This is a genomic window from Nocardioides sp. zg-1230 (assembly GCF_013155335.1).
Classification (GTDB): Bacteria; Actinomycetota; Actinomycetes; order Propionibacteriales; family Nocardioidaceae; genus Nocardioides.
In genome coordinates this window covers 186,889-200,544 of the sequence record NZ_JABJQZ010000008.1, presented here as the reverse complement: position 1 = coordinate 200,544, position 13,656 = coordinate 186,889, and the positions used below count along the sequence as shown (strand labels likewise).

Annotated in this window: 12 protein-coding genes; 8 read left to right on the top strand and 4 right to left on the bottom strand. The window is 72.6% G+C overall.

Annotated elements, in window-relative coordinates:
• Nucleotides 1–45: 45 nt before the first annotated feature.
• Nucleotides 46–1,545, top strand: coding sequence for a cytosine permease (locus tag HOO61_RS20270; RefSeq protein WP_172259050.1), 1,500 nt, complete (start codon nt 46–48; stop codon nt 1,543–1,545).
• A gap of 96 nt (nt 1,546–1,641) precedes the next feature.
• Nucleotides 1,642–2,358: a DsbA family oxidoreductase gene (locus HOO61_RS20265; protein WP_172259051.1), complete on the top strand. Its 717-nt coding sequence runs from the start codon at nt 1,642–1,644 to the stop codon at nt 2,356–2,358.
• Between the two features lie 3 nt (nt 2,359–2,361).
• On the opposite strand, the gene HOO61_RS20260 is transcribed toward HOO61_RS20265, so the two are convergent.
• A complete protein-coding gene (locus HOO61_RS20260; RefSeq protein ID WP_172259052.1) occupies nt 2,362–2,934 on the bottom strand; it encodes a YdeI family protein in 573 nt (190 codons plus the stop codon).
• A gap of 167 nt (nt 2,935–3,101) precedes the next feature.
• Here HOO61_RS20260 and serA point away from each other — a divergent pair, with 167 nt between their 5' ends.
• Complete coding sequence (gene serA, locus HOO61_RS20255) at nt 3,102–4,712, top strand: phosphoglycerate dehydrogenase (protein WP_172259053.1); 1,611 nt, start codon at nt 3,102–3,104, stop codon at nt 4,710–4,712.
• A 6-nt stretch (nt 4,713–4,718) separates the two neighbouring features.
• On the opposite strand, the gene HOO61_RS20250 is transcribed toward serA, so the two are convergent.
• Nucleotides 4,719–6,170, bottom strand: coding sequence for a PLP-dependent aminotransferase family protein (locus HOO61_RS20250; protein ID WP_172259054.1), 1,452 nt, complete (start codon nt 6,168–6,170; stop codon nt 4,719–4,721).
• A gap of 61 nt (nt 6,171–6,231) precedes the next feature.
• On the opposite strand from HOO61_RS20250, the gene HOO61_RS20245 reads away from it, so the two are divergent.
• The gene (locus tag HOO61_RS20245; RefSeq protein WP_216658883.1) at nt 6,232–6,933 is read left to right on the top strand and encodes a YitT family protein; all 702 of its coding nucleotides are present in this window, start codon (nt 6,232–6,234) and stop codon (nt 6,931–6,933) included.
• Here HOO61_RS20245 and HOO61_RS20240 read toward each other — a convergent pair.
• Both HOO61_RS20240 and HOO61_RS20235 read right to left on the bottom strand, forming a co-directional pair.
• The gene (locus HOO61_RS20240) at nt 6,899–8,404 is read right to left on the bottom strand and encodes a gamma-glutamyltransferase (protein ID WP_172259055.1); all 1,506 of its coding nucleotides are present in this window, start codon (nt 8,402–8,404) and stop codon (nt 6,899–6,901) included. The genes HOO61_RS20245 and HOO61_RS20240 overlap by 35 nt on opposite strands.
• An 18-nt stretch (nt 8,405–8,422) precedes the next feature.
• Nucleotides 8,423–8,989 (bottom strand): O-methyltransferase, encoded by a 567-nt coding sequence (locus tag HOO61_RS20235; protein WP_172259056.1) that lies wholly within the window; start codon nt 8,987–8,989, stop codon nt 8,423–8,425.
• Nucleotides 8,990–9,413: 424 nt separating this feature from the next.
• Here HOO61_RS20235 and HOO61_RS20230 point away from each other — a divergent pair, with 424 nt between their 5' ends.
• The 4 genes from HOO61_RS20230 to nhaA are packed head-to-tail and all read left to right on the top strand — an operon-like array spanning nt 9,414 to nt 13,636.
• Complete coding sequence (locus HOO61_RS20230) at nt 9,414–9,554, top strand: hypothetical protein (RefSeq protein WP_172259057.1); 141 nt, start codon at nt 9,414–9,416, stop codon at nt 9,552–9,554.
• A 10-nt stretch (nt 9,555–9,564) separates the two neighbouring features.
• Nucleotides 9,565–10,653, top strand: a complete 1,089-nt coding sequence (locus HOO61_RS20225) for a 3-isopropylmalate dehydrogenase (protein ID WP_172259058.1) — start codon at nt 9,565–9,567, stop codon at nt 10,651–10,653.
• A 35-nt stretch (nt 10,654–10,688) separates the two neighbouring features.
• The gene (locus HOO61_RS20220) at nt 10,689–11,777 is read left to right on the top strand and encodes a branched-chain amino acid aminotransferase (RefSeq protein WP_172259059.1); all 1,089 of its coding nucleotides are present in this window, start codon (nt 10,689–10,691) and stop codon (nt 11,775–11,777) included.
• The gene (nhaA, locus tag HOO61_RS20215) at nt 11,774–13,636 is read left to right on the top strand and encodes a Na+/H+ antiporter NhaA (RefSeq protein ID WP_367650144.1); all 1,863 of its coding nucleotides are present in this window, start codon (nt 11,774–11,776) and stop codon (nt 13,634–13,636) included. Before HOO61_RS20220 ends, nhaA begins: the two co-directional genes overlap by 4 nt.
• The last annotated feature ends 20 nt before the right edge of the window (nt 13,637–13,656 follow it).

The following is a 13,656-nucleotide window of genomic DNA, read 5'->3' as shown; positions in this document are numbered from 1 at the left end:
CGGGTGGTGCTGGCTCCCGGGACCTGGGTGCGCGACGATGCGGGCATGAGCAACACGACCGCACCCGCGTCGGGGCTGGAGCAGACCCGCCGTCTCGGCGTCGAGACGACCGGCATCGAGATCATCGAGGAGTCCCAGCGGACGGCGCGTCCGCGCGACCTGTTCTGGCCGTGGTTCGCGGCCAACGTCTCGGTCTTCGGCATCAGCTACGGCTCGTTCGTGCTGGGCTTCGGCATCTCGTTCGTCCAGGCCCTGGTCGTCACGGTCGTCGGCATCGTCGTGTCGTTCGCGCTGTGCGGGATCATCGCGATCGCGGGCAAGCGCGGCTCGGCGCCCACGATGGTGCTGAGCCGGGCGGCGTTCGGTGTCAACGGGCAGAAGGTGCCCGGGGTCGTCTCGTGGCTGGTCTCCATCGGCTGGGAGACATTCCTCGCGATCCTCGCCGTGCTCGCGACCGCGACGATCTTCGCCCAGCTCGGCTGGTCGGGCGGCACCACGACGCAGGTGGTGGCCACCATCGTCGTCGCGCTGCTCATCGTCTCGGCGAGCGTGGCCGGCTACCACGTCATCATGCGCATGCAGTCGGTCCTGACCTGGATCACCGGCATCGCCACCATCGTCTACGTGGCCCTCACCCTCGACGAGATCGACTGGTCGGCGGTCAGCGCCATCCCGGACGGCAGCGCCCAGCAGATGGTCGGCGCCCTCGTCATGGTGATGACCGGCTTCGGCCTGGGCTGGATCAACATCGCCGCCGACTGGTCGCGCTACCAGCACCGCGACGCCCCGGGCGCCGCCATCGTCGGCTGGAACACCTTCGGCGGAGCGATCGCGCCCGTGCTGCTGGTGATCTTCGGGCTGCTGCTCGCGGGCTCGTCGGACACCCTGTCCGCGGACATCGCCGCCGACCCGATCGGCACGCTCGGCACGCTGCTGCCGACGTGGTTCCTGGTGCCGTTCCTGATCGCCGCCATCCTCGCGCTCGTCAGCGGCGCCGTGCTCGGCATCTACTCCTCGGGCCTGACCCTGCTGTCGCTGGGCGTGCGCATCCCGCGACCGGCCGCGGCGTTCGTCGACGGCCTCATCCTCACCCTCGGCACGATCTGGGTGGTCTTCTTCGCGGAGGACTTCCTGGGCCCGTTCCAGAGCTTCCTCATCACCCTCGGCGTCCCGCTCGCCGCGTGGGCGGGGATCATGATCGCCGACATCGCGCTGCGCAAGCGCGACTACGACGAGGCCGCCCTGTTCGACCCTGCCGGGCGCTACGGGTCGTTCGACTGGACGTCGATCGGCACCATGGTGGGCGCGTCGGTCCTCGGCTGGGGCCTGGTGGTCAACAACTTCGCCGCCGATGCGGCCTGGAACAACTGGCAGGGCTTCCTTCTCGAGCCGCTGGGCCTCGGCACCTACGTCGACGACCCGGCCGGCCCCTACTGGGAGGGCAACTGGCCCTACGCCAACCTCGGCGTGCTGCTGGCCCTGGTCCTGGGCTTTGGCGTGACCTACGTCGCCCGCCGCGCCAAGGTGCGCCGCCAGGAGTCCTGAGCCGCGACACGCCCGGGACTGGCCGTTGAGTCTCCTGGAGACTCACTGCCCAGTCCGCTCGGGAACACGCAGGTCACACGGCGTGTTGGGCTCGGCGTGAAGATCGAGATCTGGTCCGACGTCGTCTGCCCGTGGTGCTACATCGGCAAGCGTCGCATCGAGAACGCCCTGGCCGACTTCGAGCACGCCGACGAGGTGGAGGTGCACTGGCGCTCCTACCAGCTCGACCCGGGCGCGCCGACCGAGCCGACGGAGAGCACGACGACGATGCTGGCTCGGAAGTACGGCCAGTCGCCGGACGGCGCCCAGCAGATGCAGGACCGGGTCGAGGCGGTCGCGGCCGAGGAGGGCCTGGTCTACCGGCTCTCGCAGACGCTGCACCTCAACACGGTGGACGCCCACCGCCTCATCCACCTCGCCCACCAGCAGGGTGGCAACGAGCTCCAGGGCCGCGTGAAGGAGGCCCTGCTCGCGGCCTACTTCACCGAGGCCCGCAACGTCGCCGACCACGACGTGCTGCGCGACGTCGCTCGGGCGGCCGGTCTCGACGCGGCACGCGTCGAGGAGGTCCTCGGCTCCCGCGAGTTCGAGGACGACGTGCACGCCGACGTCGCGCAGGCCCAGGCCTACGGCGCCAACGGGGTGCCGTTCTTCGTGGTCGACCAGAAGTACGGCGTCTCCGGCGCGCAGCCGACCGAGGTCTTCACACAGGTGCTCGAGCGCGCGTGGTCGGAGTCGCACCCCGCGATCGAGGTGCTCGCCACGGGCAGCGCGACCGGGCAGGAGTGCGGCCTGGACGGCTGCGCCATCTGAGACCTACTGCGACTTGACTCCCTGAGCGGCCTTCTCGGCCGTCGTCTCGATGCGGGTCGCGCGGGTCTCCGGGCGCTTGGCCAGCACGATCCAGGTCAGGATCATCTTCTGCGCGGACGCCGACCACGACTCCCAGTGCTCGCGTGACCCCGGATGGCGGTCGAAGGCGGCGGCCAGGTCGTCGGGGACGACGCGGTCCTCGACCTGGTCCATCAGGGTCCACATGCCCGTCTCCTTGGCACTCGCGATCGCGGCTGCGCCGGCGGGCTCCATCAGGCCGGCCGCCTCGAGCCGGGCGACGCGCCCCTTGTTGATGCGGGTCCACATGCTGCCCCTGCGGCGCGGGGCGAACCACTGCATCGACCGTTGCTCGTCCACCGGCCTGGCGGTCGAGTCGACCCATCCGTAGCGCAGCGCCTCGAGGACGGCCTCCTCGTAGGAGAACGGCCGATCGGTGGCTTTGCGCGGACTGACCAGCCACACCCCCTGCGGCTGATCGTGGTGCTCACGCAGCCAGGCGCTCCACTCCTCGACCGTGCCCGGCTCGAGCCGCTCCGCGTCGTCCATCACGCCCATGGAGCGATCGTAGGAGTGCCCTCCGACACTCGGCCCGTGCCCGGGGCCCCGCGCGACACCTGGAGAGTGGGACAGGTTCGTGGGCCGGCCGACTCGCGAGTAGGGTGGGCCGGGCACAGCGTCGTGCAGTCCCGGACACACCCTTGATTCTCCGCGAGGACCCCGCTGTGAACGCACCTGCACCCTCCACGCCAGCCCGCCCGGTCGTGCTCATCGCCGAGGAGCTGAGCCCCGCCACGATCGAGGCGCTCGGCCCGGACTTCGAGATCCGCAGCTGCAACGGCGCTGACCGCGCCGAGCTCATCCCGGCGATCGCCGACGTCGACGCCATTCTGGTGCGCTCCGCGACCAAGGTCGACGCCGAGGCCCTCGACGCGGCCCAGCGCCTCAAGGTCGTCGCCCGCGCGGGGGTCGGCCTCGACAACGTCGACGTGAGGGCCGCCACCCAGGCCGGCGTCATGGTGGTCAACGCGCCGACGTCCAACATCGTCAGTGCCGCCGAGCTTGCCGTCGCGCTGATGCTCGCGGCGGCCCGCCACATCAGCCCGGCGCACGCTGCGCTGCGCGGTGGCGAGTGGAAGCGGTCGAAGTACACCGGCATCGAGCTCTACGAGAAGACCGTCGGCATCGTCGGCCTCGGCCGCATCGGCGTCCTCGTCGCCCAGCGACTCAGCGCCTTCGGCATGAAGGTCATCGCCTACGACCCCTACGTGCAGGCCGGCCGCGCCGCCCAGATGGGCGTACGCCTCGTCGACCTCGACACCCTCCTGGCGGACTCCGACTTCATGAGCGTCCACCTGCCCAAGACGCCCGAGACGGTCGGCCTGATCGGCGCCGACCAGCTCGCCCGGGCCAAGCGCAGCCTGGTCCTCGTCAACGCCGCCCGCGGTGGGATCGTCGACGAGGCCGCGCTGTTCGACGCCCTCAAGACCGGGCAGATCGCCGCGGCCGGGCTCGACGTCTTCGCCAGCGAGCCCTGCACCGACAGCCCCCTGTTCGAGCTCGAGAACGTCGTCGCCACGCCCCACCTCGGCGCCTCCACCGACGAGGCCCAGGAGAAGGCCGGCGTGGCCGTCGCCCGGTCGGTCCGGCTCGCGCTGAGCGGCGAGCTGGTGCCCGACGCCGTCAACGTGCAGGGCGGGGTCATCGCCGAGGACGTGCGTCCCGGTATCCCGCTCACCGAGAAGCTGGGTCGCGTCTTCACCGCCCTGGCCGGCGAGGTCGCCCAGCAGCTCGACGTGGAGGTCCGCGGCGAGATCACCGAGTACGACGTCAAGGTGCTCGAGCTGGCCGCGCTCAAGGGAGTCTTCGCCGACATCGTGGAGGAGCAGGTCTCCTACGTGAACGCCCCGCTCCTCGCCGCCGAGCGCGGCACGGAGGTGCGCCTGGTGACCGAGGCCGAGAGCCCCGACCACCGCAACCTCATCACCCTCCGCGGGACGCTCGCCGACGGCACCCAGGTGTCGGTGAGCGGCACGCTCGTGGGGATCGCGCAGAAGGAGCGGCTGGTCGAGGTCAACGGGTTCGACGTCGACATCGAGCCGACCGACCACCTCGCGTTCTTCACCTACGTCGACCGGCCCGGGATGGTCGGCACGGTCGGCGGGATCCTCGGCGACGCGCAGGTCAACATCGCCGGCATGCAGGTCTCGCGCCAGGGCAAGGGCGGCGAGGCGCTCGTCGCGCTCAGCGTCGACTCGGCCATCCCGGCCGAGACGCTGAACGAGATCGAGGCCGCCATCGACGCGGTCTCGGTGCGCGCGGCCGACCTGGTCTGAGGCGACCTACGCGACCATCACCCGGCCGGCGGCGCGACGCGCTGCCGGCCGGGCTGCGTCGGTGGACACGTGCTCCCACGCGGCGGCGAGACGTCGTACGGCCTCGGTGAGGTCGTCGGGGGAGGCGGTCCAGGGGATCCGGACGAAGCGGTCGAGACCGCCCTCGACCGCGAACACGGGCCCGGGCGCGACGACCACGCCGCGGCGCTCCGCCTCGACCGTCGTCGCGGTGCCGAGCGCCTCGGGCAGCTCGCACCACAGGGCGAGCCCGCCGTCGGGCACGCGGAAGCGCCAGGACGGCAGGTGCTCGCGGACGCCCGCGACGAGGGCGTCCCGGCCCGCGAGCAGGCGCTCGCGGTGCACCGGCAGCACCTCGTCGGCGCGGTCGAGCAGGTCGGCGAGCACGAGCTGCTCGAAGACCGGCGCGCCCAGGTCGAGGCCGATGCGCGCCTGCAGCAGGCGGTCCATGTCGGCGAGCGGCGCCCGCACCCAGCCCAGGCGCAGCCCGCCCCAGAACGACTTGCTCGCGCTGCCGATCGTGATCGCGTCGGGGGCGTACGCCGCCAGCGGCCGCGGCATGTCGTCGGCCAGCCCCGGCCGCAGGGCGAGCGCCTGGTGGGCCTCGTCGGCGACGACGGTGGTGCGCGTGCGGGCGAGGGTCCGGGCGAGCTCCTCGCGCTGGGCGTCGCTCATGAGCTGCCCGGTCGGGTTCTGGAAGTCGGGGATCAGGTAGGCCAGCCGGGGCGAGGTCTGGCGGAGCGTGGCCGCCAGCGCGTCGAGGTCCCAGCCGTCGGGGTCGACCGTGGCCGCGACCAGGCGTGCACCTGCGTGGCGCACCGCCTGCGTGGCGTTGGGGTAGGTGGGCGACTCGACGACGACCCGCTCGCCCGGGGCGGTGAAGGCCTGCGCCACGACGGACGCGGCGGCCAGCGCGCCGGCGGTGACCATCACCTGCTCGGGCACGGTCGGCACCCCGCGGGCCTCGTAGGCGGCCGCGATCCGCGCCTGGAGCGCGGGCACCCCGAGCGGGAAGTAGCCCGGACCGCTGAGGTAGGCCGGCAGCTGCTCGGTGGCGCGCTGGTAGGCCTCGACGAGGCCGGGCGGGGCGGAGTGAGCCGCGCAGTTGAGGTCGATGACGTCCTCGCCCCCGGTGCCCGGCATCAGCGACCGGTCGTGCGCGCGGCGCTGCCCACCCGGCACGGTCGTGAACGTGCCGGAGCCTCGCCGCGCCTCGGCGTACCCGGACTCCCGCAGCACCTCGTAGGCCCGCGTGACGGTGGTGCGCGAGACGTCGAGGGCGGCTGTGAGGTCGCGCTCGCTCGGCAGCCGCACGTCGATGCCGATCCGACCATCGCCGATGAGGACGCGCAGGCTCTCGGCGAGTCCGAGGTAGGCGGGGGAGCGCGGGAACTCACCGACGAGGGTGGCTACGCGCTGGGACGTCACGACCCGGCTCATGCAGGCCACTGTTCCATGATTGGCTATTTCGGACAAGGCCAATCGCGGGCATGATGGTGCCATGACCAGCACGACCCCCACCGGAGCCACCACCGCGACCACCCTGGGAACCGCTCCCCGCGGCGTCCTCGTCGACCTCGGTCCCGTCGCCCAGCTGCGCGCCGGACATCTTCTCCGGCGCCTGCCGCAGCTCTATGTCGGACTCGTCCTGTACGGCGTCTCGCTGGCGATGATGGTGCGCGGCGCGCTCGGCCTGGCGCCGTGGGACGTCCTGCACTCCGGCTTCGTCCGCCACGTCCCGATGACCCTGGGCCAGGCGGTCGTGCTCTTCAGCTTCGTGGTGCTCGTCCTCTGGATCCCGCTGCGTGAGATGCCGGGGCTCGGCACGATCAGCAACGCGGTGGTCGTGGGCCTCTCCGCCGACGCGACCCTGGCCGTCCTCGACCGCCCGGACGCGATCGCCGGCCGGCTCGGCCTGATGGTGGGCGGCGTCGTGCTGTGCGGACTGGCGAGCGCGCTCTACATCGGCGCTCAGCTCGGCCGCGGTCCGCGCGACGGCCTGATGACCGGGCTCGCGCGACGCACCGGCCTGTCGTTGCGGCTCGTGCGCACCGGTCTCGAGGTCGCCGTCGTGGTCATCGGCCTCCTGCTCGGTGGCGTCCTCGGTGTGGGCACGGTGGTCTACGCCCTGGCGATCGGTCCGCTCACCCAGCTGATGCTGCCGTGGTTCACCGTGGACCTGATGGCGCCTCGCGAGGGCTGACCCCCACCACCCGGGCCTCACCCTCGCGTCGCGGGTCAGCGACCGCGTCGAGCGATCCGTCGGAGCGGGTGAGCGCGGCACCGACGCCGCCGAAGTACATGGACAGCGCGTCCTCCATGCGCACCACCTCGTCGGGCAGCCCGGCCCGGTGGACGTGCACCCGGGGATGGGCCACGGCGGCGTGGAGGTCGAGCCCGCCGTTGACGAAGCCGGCCAGCGCACACACGACCGCAGTCGTGATGCGGTCGGCACCGGGCGACCCGATCGCCAGCGTCGACCCGTCGTCGTGGCGCCCGACGACGGGCGCCATGTTGGACAGCAGGCGCTCACCCGGGGCGACCTGCCGGTCGGGCGGGTTGAGCTCCTGCTCGCCGAGACAGTTGTTGAGCCAGATCCCGGTGCCGGCCGCGATCATGCCGGCGCCGTAGCCCGATGACACTGTCAGCGAGCACGCCGAGCCGTCGGCGTCGGTGACCGACACGTGGGCCGTCGAGCCCGACTCGAGCACCGCCCGGTGGTCGGCGTCGACCCGGTCGAGCCAGGCGCGCGACGCGTCGGCGAGGTCGGCGGCGACCTCCAGCACCTCGCGACGGTGTCCCAGGACGGCCCGCTGCACCCGGACGAGGTGCGCGACGTCGTCCGCGTCCCAGCCGGCCCTCGGCCGGTCCTCCATCAGTCGCAGCATGGCCGCGAGGACCACCCCACCGACCGACGGCGGCGTCGTGGTCGCGAGGCTCCAGCCGTGGACGCGGGCCGTCAGCGGCTCGCGGACCACGGGCGCGTACGCCGCCAGGTCGACGCGTCCGAGCAGGCCGCCGCGCTCGCCGACGTCCGCCGCGATCGCGTCGGCGAGGTCGCCGTCGTGGAGCGCGCGAGGGCCGACGGCCGCGACGTGCTCCAGCGTCGTCGCGAGGTCGGCGACGACGACGCGGTCCTCGGTCAGCCGACCCGCGTCGTCGTGCAGGGCTGCGTGGCTGGCGGGGTCCCACCCGAAGATCGACTCGTGGACGTGGCGCAGGTAGTAGCGCGACGCCGAGCCCAGGGTGAAGCCACCGCGGGCGACGTCGATCGCCGGCGCCACGAGCTCGGCCCACGGCAGGTGCCCGTCGCGGGCGTGCGCCTCGCCGAAGGCGGCGAGGGAGCCGTGCGTGGCGACCGAGCCGGCGCCGATCGTGATCTCCACCCCGCCGCCGTACTCCGTCGAGACGTCCCACGTGCGGGGCGGGGGAGCGTCGACGCGGCGGCCGATGCCGGGCCGGTCCATCCAGCCGTCGACGGCGTACGCCGCTCGGGCGGACGGTTGCACCGTGACGAACCCGCCCGAGCTCAGCGAGACGAGCCCGACCTCGGTGACCATCGCGACCAGGGCGGCCGCGATGGCGGCGTCGACGGCGGAGCCGCCCGCGCGGGCGACCTGCTCAGCGGCGTCCGCGGCCTCCGGGCTGGGCGCCGCGACGGCGAGCCGTCCCACGTCCCGGCGCCCGCCTGCTCAGCGCCGGGTGGCGATGACGGCGGACGCGTCGGCGGCCACCATCACCTCGACCGCGGTGAAGCGCTCGTCGGTGAGCCACTGCTCGCGGAGGGTGTCGACGCGGCCGTAGGTGATCGGGGGCCAGGACTCGCAGGGCGCGAAGTCGTCGAGCACCACGATGCCGCCGGGCTCGACGAGGTCGATGACGGCGTCGACGCCCACCTCGGACGGCGTGCCCGAGTCGAGGAACAACAGGGAGAAGGGGCCGTGCTCGCGCAGCACGCTCCAGTCGGCGGCGAGCACCTCGACCTTGGCGTCGTCGTCGAAGATCTTGGACGCCGCGCCGGCCAGCGACTCGTCGAGCTCGGCGGTCAGGATGCGCGCCCCGTTGCGTACGCCGCTGCGCAGCCACGCGGTTCCGACACCGCAGCCGGTGCCGAACTCGGCCATCGTGCCGCCCCGTGTCGCGGCGAGTGTCGCGAGCAGGCGACCGGTCTCGTTGCGGCAGAACGCGACGTAGCCGGCCTGGCGGCACACGTCGAAGGCGCGCTGGACGATGTCGGGGAGATCCGGGGGAGCAGACATGAGGCCGCCGAGTCTGTCACTCCTCGCCCGCGATCCCAGTCGATGGCCGCCCATCTCACGATCTGACACGTTTACAGAAACCCCGTGCGGCGGCGCGTCCGTCAGTCGTACAGTCGTCCCATCATGCGGAGCGTCTTCGTACTTATCGATCGCCGCGGCGAGGCCTGAGAGAGAGGCCACCTCGTCGCGGTGTTCGGCGTTGACGAGGTTCCGCCGCCCGGCCTTTCGCCCCTCCGCTGAGCGCCTGCTCAGCCGAGCTCGAAGCCACCGCCTTCGCGGCGGGTCCCTCGCAGTCCTGCGCGACCCGCACGCTCGTCGGCCGGCAGCCGGGCCCGGGCGATCCCCGACGTCCTGCTTCCCTCCCCGCCGCGGTGTCGGCGGCTTCGGGCTCACCCACCACCAGCCACACACAGGAGTGAGACCCATGTACGCGATGTATCCCGACACCTGGGGCCCCGCGGCCCACGACCCCGAGAACCCGCGCAGCGCCGAGAACACCGCGGTCGCCGTCCAGACCGCGCTTGACCTGCGAGACGGCGGCGGCCAGCGCCCCGACGACAACTAACGTTCGCCGCATGCCTGACACCGCGCAGACAGCAGCAGCCCGCGACACCGGGAGCCCGACCCTCGCCGTCATCCCCGGCGACGGCATCGGCCCCGAGGTGACCGCCGAGGCCCTCAAGGTCCTCGAGGTCGCCTCGCCGGTGAAGTTCGAGTCGACGCGCTACGACCTCGGCGCCGAGCGCTACCTCGCGACCGGCGAGGTGCTGCCCGACTCGGTGCTCGCGGAGATCCGCGGGCACGACGCGATCCTGCTCGGTGCCGTCGGCGGCAAGCCCAACGACCCGAACCTGCCCCCCGGCATCCTCGAGCGCGGCCTGCTCCTCAAGCTGCGCTTCGAGCTCGACCACTACGTCAACCTCCGCCCGTCGCGGCTCTTCCCGGGCTCGGTCTCACCCCTGGCCGACCACGTGCTCGACAAGGGTGACATCGACTTCGTCGTGGTGCGCGAGGGCACCGAGGGCCCCTACACCGGCAACGGCGGCGTGCTGCGCGGCGGCACCCCCGCCGAGGTCGCGACCGAGGTCTCGCTCAACACGGCGTACGGCGTCGAGCGCGTGGTCCGCGACGCTTTCGCCCGCGCGCAGAAGCGCCCGCGCAAGAAGCTGACGCTGGTCCACAAGACCAACGTCCTCGTCAACGCCGGCTCCCTGTGGTGGCGACTCTTCGAGCAGGTCGGCGCCGAGCACCCCGACGTCACGACCGACTACATCCACATCGACGCGGCCATGATCTTCATGGCCACCGACCCCGCCCGCTTCGACGTGATCGTCACCGACAACCTCTTCGGCGACATCGTCACCGACCTCGCCGCCGCCATCACCGGCGGCATCGGGCTGGCCGCCTCCGGCAACGTCAACCCCGACCGGACGGCCCCGTCGATGTTCGAGCCCGTCCACGGTTCCGCCCCCGACATCGCCGGACAGCAGAAGGCCGACCCGACCGCCGCGATCCTCTCCGGCGCGCTCCTGCTCGACCACCTCGGCCACGCCGAGGCGGCGGCCGCGATCGAGGCGGCCGTGCTGGCCGACCTCTCCGAGCGCGACCCCGGCACGAGCCGTCGTACGAGCGAGGTCGGGGACGCCATCGCCGCCCGCCTCTGAGAGCCCGCCGACGGGTTCTGGAATAGGTTGACCCCATGCAGATCAGCACCACCGCCAACCCCGCCCCCGTCGACGACGCCCGGCTCGCAGAGATCCTCGCGAACCCCGGGTTCGGCCAGCACTTCACCGACCACATGCTCACGGTCGAGTGGACGCCCGCGGACGGGTGGCACGCCGCGCGCATCGAGCCCTACGGCCCGCTGACGCTCGACCCGGCGACGGCGGTGCTGCACTACGCGCAGGAGACCTTCGAGGGGATGAAGGCCTACCGGCACGAGGACGGGTCGATCTGGACCTTCCGTCCCGAGCAGAACGCCGCGCGGATGGTGCGCTCCTCGCAGCGGCTCGCGTTCCCCGAGCTGCCGGTCGACGACTTCGTCGCCTGCGTCGACGCGCTCGTCGAGGCCGACCAGCGGTGGGTCCCCGACAACGCCGCGGGCGGGGGAGAGGGCGAGAAGGCGCTCTACCTGCGGCCCTTCATGTTCGCCTCCGAGGTCTTCCTCGGCGTGCGCCCCGCGCAGCACGTGACCTTCATGGTGATCGCGTCACCGGCAGGCGCCTACTTCAAGGGCGGCATCAAGCCCGTCAACCTGTGGCTGTCGGAGACGTTCACCCGCGCCGGTCGCGGTGGCATGGGCGCCGCGAAGACCGGCGGCAACTACGCCGCGTCGCTCGCCGCCCAGCGCGAGGCCATCGAGAAGGGCTGCGACCAGGTCGTGTTCCTCGACGACCAGGAGTTCCGCTACATCGAGGAGCTCGGCGGGATGAACCTCTTCTTCGTCCACCGCGACGGCAGCATCGTCACCCCCGAGACCGGGACCATCCTCGAGGGCATCACCCGGGCCTCGATCATCGAGCTGGCCGGCAAGCTCGGCCACGCGGTGGAGGAGCGGAAGTTCTCCATCGACGAGTGGCGCGACGGCGTCGCGTCGGGCGAGATCACCGAGGTGTTCGCGTGCGGCACCGCCGCGGTCGTCACCCCCGTCGGCGAGCTGCGCTCGCCCCAGGGTGTCACCCCGGCGCCCGCCAGCACCGAGCTGACCATGCGGATCCGCGAGGCGCTCGTCGGGATGCAGTTCGGGCGCGCGGAGGACACCTTCGGCTGGATGCACCGCGTGGTGTGAGCGACGACCAGTCGTCCTGCACGGGGTCCGCGGCCTTCGAGGCGCAGAGCTCGCGCTCGCTGCGCGACTTCATCCGGACCGAGTCCGGCTCCGCCGGCATGCTGGTGGTCGCCGCGCTCGTCGCCCTGGTGTGGGCGAACTCGCCGTGGTCGCAGTCCTACGTCGACCTCTGGCACACCGAGGTGTCCCTCAGGTTCGGTGACGGCGGCCTGTCGATGGACCTGCACCACTGGATCAACGACGGCCTCATGGTCGTGTTCTTCTTCGTCATCGGCCTCGAGGTCCGCAAGGAGTTCGCCATCGGCGAGCTCGTCGACCGCAGCCGGGTCGTGGTGCCGCTCGTCGCGGGCGTGATGGGCATGGTCGTGCCGGCCGCCCTCTTCCTGGCGCTCAACCCGTCCGGCGAGGCCGCCGCCGGCTGGGGTGCTGTCATCGGGACCGACACCGCCTTCCTGCTCGGCGTGATGGCGCTGGTGGGTCCTGCGGTGTCGACCCAGCTGCGGATCTTCCTGCTGACGCTCACCGTCATCGACGACATCGTGGCCGTCAGCGTCATCGGTGTCGTCTACTCCGACGACCTGTCCCTCGGCGCCCTGGCCGTCGCCGCGGCCTGCCTGCTCGTGCTGGTCGGGCTCGACCGCGCGGGGGTGTGGCAGGCGGCGCCCTACGTGCTGGGCGTGCTGGTGATGTGGTTCGCCACGCTGGAGTCCGGTGTGCACGCCTCGATCGCCGGCATGCTCAGCGGGCTGCTGGTCCCGGCGCTCGACCCGCGCCGCTCCGACGTGGAGGACGCCGCTCGCAGCTTCCGCGCGTTCCGGCAGTCGCCGATGCCCGGGGTACAGCGGGCCGCACGCCGGTCACTGACCCGCGCGATCTCGGTCAACGAACGCCTGCAGGAGGCGTTGCACACCCCCACCAGCCACGTCGTCGTACCCGTCTTCGCGCTCGCCAACGCCGGGGTGGACCTGCGCGACGGCGTCCTCGGCGACGCCCTCGGTTCGCGGCTGATGTGGGGCATCGTGCTCGGGCTCGTCGTCGGCAAGGCGCTGGGCATCTTCGCCGGCGCCTGGGCGAGCGTGCGCCTGGGCTGGGGCCGGCTGCCGCAGGGAGTCGGGCTGGGCCACACGCTGGCCGGTGGCGCGCTCTCCGGCATCGGCTTCACCGTGTCGCTCCTCATCATCAGCCTGGCGTTCGAGTCGTCCCGGCTCCAGGACCAGGCCCGCGTCGGAGTCCTGCTCGCCGCGGCCCTCGCGAGCCTGGCCGGCTGGCTGGCCTTCCGCTTCGCCGCCCGCTTCCTCGGCCAGCGCGACGCCGCCTTGCCGACCCACCTCAGCCGGCCGGTCGACCCGGCGCGCGACCACGTCGCGGGTCCGGTCGACGCCCCGCTGACCCTCGTGGAGTACCTCGACTTCGAGTGCCCGTTCTGCGCCCGGGTCAGCGGTGTCGGCAAGGAGCTCCGCGCGCACTTCGGCGACCGGCTGCGCTACGTCACCCGGCACCTGCCGCTGCCGGTGCACCCGCACGCCGAGCTGGCGGCGCTGGGCGCCGAGGCGGCGGCACGCCAGGGCCGCTACTGGGACATGCACGACGTGCTCTTCGCCCACCAGGACGAGCTCGAGCTGGAGGACCTCGCCGGCTACGCCGCCGAGCTCGACCTCGACGTGGAGCAGTTCCTCCGCGACCTCGACGACGACGACCTCGCCCGGCACGTCGCCCAGGACGTCGCCTCGGCGGAGGAGAGCGGCGTACGCGGCACCCCGACCTTCTTCGTCGGCGACACCCGCCACGTCGGTCCCCACGACGCCCGCACCCTGATCGCCGCGCTGGAGGCGTCGGCGGTGTCTCGGCCGATCGGCTGACCCGCGCCGGCCCGCGGGCC

Excerpts from the sequence above, each read along its gene's own strand:
- HOO61_RS20230 (WP_172259057.1), top strand. The coding sequence starts at position 9,414 with ATGTACGCGATGTATCCCGACACCTGGGGCCCCGCGGCCCACGACCCC.
- HOO61_RS20270 (WP_172259050.1), top strand. The coding sequence starts at position 46 with ATGAGCAACACGACCGCACCCGCGTCGGGGCTGGAGCAGACCCGCCGT.
- HOO61_RS20225 (WP_172259058.1), top strand. The coding sequence starts at position 9,565 with ATGCCTGACACCGCGCAGACAGCAGCAGCCCGCGACACCGGGAGCCCG.
- HOO61_RS20220 (WP_172259059.1), top strand. The coding sequence starts at position 10,689 with ATGCAGATCAGCACCACCGCCAACCCCGCCCCCGTCGACGACGCCCGG.
- HOO61_RS20235 (WP_172259056.1), bottom strand. The coding sequence starts at position 8,989 with ATGTCTGCTCCCCCGGATCTCCCCGACATCGTCCAGCGCGCCTTCGAC.
- HOO61_RS20250 (WP_172259054.1), bottom strand. The coding sequence starts at position 6,170 with ATGAGCCGGGTCGTGACGTCCCAGCGCGTAGCCACCCTCGTCGGTGAG.
- HOO61_RS20260 (WP_172259052.1), bottom strand. The coding sequence starts at position 2,934 with ATGGGCGTGATGGACGACGCGGAGCGGCTCGAGCCGGGCACGGTCGAG.
- HOO61_RS20245 (WP_216658883.1), top strand. The coding sequence starts at position 6,232 with ATGACCAGCACGACCCCCACCGGAGCCACCACCGCGACCACCCTGGGA.